This window comes from Siminovitchia jepli (assembly GCF_047228825.1).
Taxonomy (GTDB): Bacteria; Bacillota; Bacilli; order Bacillales; family Bacillaceae_C; genus Siminovitchia.
This window is the reverse complement of sequence record NZ_JBFEGN010000168.1, coordinates 1-3,106: the sequence shown is the minus strand read 5'-3', so window position 1 is coordinate 3,106 and position 3,106 is coordinate 1. Positions and strand designations below refer to the sequence as shown.

Below are 3,106 nucleotides of genomic sequence, written 5' to 3'. Positions count from 1 at the left end.
TCTGGAAATTAGGGTATAGCCGGTTAGCTTAGTATTGCTTTTTTTAGCAGTTCGTTAGTTATATTTTCAGGGTAGAGGTAACAATGAAAAAGGAGAACCAGGTGAGCTAAAAAAAGCTTTTACTCCCAGAGTCATCAACCATTTAAATATAGAAAAAAAATATATCGATCGAATCAAATGGGGCTTATATAATGTTGTAAACGGCAGTAATCCATACGGAACAGGAAAGAAACTTTCCGATTCACCATTTAAAGTCTCCGGTAAGACCGGAACTGCCCAAGCTTTTTATAGTGGGCCCATTCAATCGGCAAATATGACTGCTGTCTGGAATTTGACTTTCGTAGGCTATGCCCCGTCGGATAATCCGCAAATTGCGATTGCTGTTGCTTTGCCTTTTATGGATACAGATAAAGAAGATGCCATACTGGATATCCCCAAAAAAGTATTTGCTGCTTATTTTTCACTGAACTCATGATGTCCGGAATTGTGTACCCGGAAATACAGCAACCATCTTCATCACTTTGATAGATGGTTGCTAAAGATCTTTAAACACCATCGTTTTTTCATTTCAGAATGCGAATGTGCAGGCTTCATCAATATTTTTAATAAAAAATTCTTGTTCTTCATCTACACCTAAAACCAGTTGTTTATCAAGTACTATTTTCATCGGGAAAATGTTGGATCTCTTTTCCGAGAACAGCCATCTTCTACCTGTGCCCGTTAAAAGAATAAAAACGCCATTATTATTTTCTTGCATAAAACTTAAAGAAGAATTCGTAATGGGTTCATTGTCACTTTCAAACATGTTTATTTCTTTAAATTGCTCGCCGACTGTTGGAGCATCTTTTACAATTAAGCCAATTTCACTGATGTTCAAAATGTTATTGACTGAAAATGGCGATTCGCTACTTGGATTCACATTATATCGAGCAATGAGTTCTACAATATTTCCTGCCGGGTCTTCAAAATAGCAAGCATGTGCAGGCCAAAATGAAAAAAATGCCTCGTCTTCTCCGTCTTCTGATAAAAGTGTTGTTTTTTCTTGCAACCATGCCTTTGCTTCTTGAAATTGATTGGATGGAATATTCAATGCAAAATGATAATATGGTTCCCCAGCTGCATTTTCATTCGTAAATTCTAAAATGCTTGTTCCTGCTTGAATTTGAAAACTGTTTGGACTTTCACCGCAAAGAGAAAAACCTAAATATTGCGTATAAAATTCTTTCATTTTTTCTAATTGATCTGTTTGTAATGTCAATAACTTTATTTCCATCGACAATATCCTCCATAATTAACGTTCTATATTTCAATTATAATTTCTAGCTCGCTGGGCATTGAGCTTTATGTAAACCTTTGACCCATTATTTCATCCATATAAATTGAATAAGATCTTTGTATGAAGAATTTCTGCCCTTTTTATCCAAATATCGAAATATTTATACTTTTATTCTACAATCATATAATAAAGGATGGCTGAAAGCCAAATCACTTTATCTTTATAAATGTTATTAACATTGACTTTTAGGAACGAGATGTAAAAATCTTTCTGTTATGTTAATTTGATAACAAATATTTGTGGGAGGGTATCTGAAAAAGCCCGATGGCTATGGCCCGGTTCGAAATTTTTATGAACGAAAGTATGGCAATAACACTTTTTCTGAGTTCTTAGCATTTCTATGACACGAGTATGGAAGGAGGACTTAACGTTGTGTAGATATCTTCATGTATATGCACCGCATATGCCGCATCACGAGTCATTTATAGTGGGGAATAAAAAAGCATTATTGGAATTAAGAAGAATGATTGATATAGCTTTAAATGAGGAAGAAGCTCAGGGCGACTTTGTCTCATCTGATGGAGAAGGTTATGAAACGTTTGTAATTAAAGTGTCTGATGACAAAATGAAATTATTTGAATCTATTGAAATGCCTTATACAGAACAATACGGAGAAGTGAATAATCATATGTATTTTGTAAATAATATAAAAGGCCTTAAAGAACCTTATTCTCCAGTAGTATTATTAAAAAATAAAGATCGTTCATAAAATATGAGCGATCTTTATTTTGTGTGTTTAGAATAAGTGACTTTTGACTCGCGTTTACTCTCACTTTTGGAGAGAAACTCCCGAGATTATGCGTATACTCTCGACTTTTGGAGAGAAATTCCCGAGATTATGCGTATACTCTCGACTTTTGGAGAGAAACTCCCAAGATTATGCGTATACTCTCGACTTCTGCAGAAAAACTCCCGAAATTATGTGTATACTCCCGACTTTTGGAGGGAAACTCCCGAGATTTTCCGTATACTCCCGACTTTTGCAGAGAAACTTAACCATCGCACCCCATTAGAACAGTGAAGAAAGTCACTGCTGCCTGCTCATAATTATCGACTCTGAAACGCAACTTTCAATCCTAGTCCTATATAAATTGCTCCAACAAACTTGCCGCTCAAGCGACTTATCCAAGAAATTTTTTTGACCACTCCCGCCAGTAAACGTACGCCTACTGCAATTAGCGTCGTATAGATCGCACTAAGTAGAACAAATACTAAACCAAGCACCAAGAACTGAAAAAACGTTGAACCTTGCTCCGGATGTACAAATTGAGGCAAAAATGACAGAAAAAACAATGCTGTTTTGGGATTTAAAACTTCAATTAAAACTGCTTGGGTATAAGATTTTATTGACGTTGCGGGAGAGACGTTTGGCAGTTTTGGGTCTGAAGGCTTTTCCATAATCGCTCGAAGCCCCAGGTAAAACAGGTATGCGACTCCTGCAAACTTTACAATATTGAAAGCTAGTGCTGAAGTCATTAAGATCGCGGAAAGCCCAATTGTTGCAAATAAGGTATGAATTAAATCACCAGTTGCGATACCAAGCCCAGCCATTATTCCACCTTTACGTCCACTTTGAACTGTACGAGAAGCAACAAGAAGAACAGCGGGGCCAGGTATCAAAAATAGGCCTATAACAATCACCACAAACATACTTAATGTTGAGAAAGTAATCATATTCAGTCCCTCCAATTTGTATAATAGTCTCTCGGCATTCGCCGAGTTAGATGGGTCAAAGGATCTCTTGACCCAACTGTTTGATTCCCCTCCTAC

At 36.6% G+C, this 3,106-nt stretch carries 3 protein-coding genes and 1 pseudogene; 2 read left to right on the top strand and 2 right to left on the bottom strand.

Translation table 11 applies throughout. The annotated features are described in order from the left end of the window. Window positions 1-127: 127 nt before the first annotated feature. A pseudogene (locus AB1L08_RS21980) lies at window positions 128-475 on the top strand (penicillin-binding transpeptidase domain-containing protein); the annotation flags it as partial. 93 nt (window positions 476-568) lie between these two features. Here AB1L08_RS21980 and AB1L08_RS21975 read toward each other — a convergent pair. After that, the gene (locus tag AB1L08_RS21975) at window positions 569-1,273 is read right to left on the bottom strand and encodes a VOC family protein (protein ID WP_413066718.1); all 705 of its coding nucleotides are present in this window, start codon (window positions 1,271-1,273) and stop codon (window positions 569-571) included. A 433-nt stretch (window positions 1,274-1,706) separates the two neighbouring features. Between AB1L08_RS21975 and AB1L08_RS21970 the strand changes: the two genes are divergently transcribed. Then, window positions 1,707-2,045, top strand: a complete 339-nt coding sequence (locus tag AB1L08_RS21970; RefSeq protein ID WP_413066717.1) for a hypothetical protein — start codon at window positions 1,707-1,709, stop codon at window positions 2,043-2,045. Window positions 2,046-2,383: 338 nt separating this feature from the next. Here AB1L08_RS21970 and AB1L08_RS21965 read toward each other — a convergent pair whose 3' ends face one another. Beyond that, window positions 2,384-3,010: a LysE family translocator gene (locus tag AB1L08_RS21965; RefSeq protein WP_413066719.1), complete on the bottom strand. Its 627-nt coding sequence runs from the start codon at window positions 3,008-3,010 to the stop codon at window positions 2,384-2,386. Window positions 3,011-3,106 lie beyond the last annotated feature (96 nt).

Coding starts and splice junctions, on each gene's coding strand:
- AB1L08_RS21975 (WP_413066718.1), bottom strand. CDS start 1,273: ATGGAAATAAAGTTATTGACATTACAAACAGATCAATTAGAAAAAATG.
- AB1L08_RS21965 (WP_413066719.1), bottom strand. CDS start 3,010: ATGATTACTTTCTCAACATTAAGTATGTTTGTGGTGATTGTTATAGGC.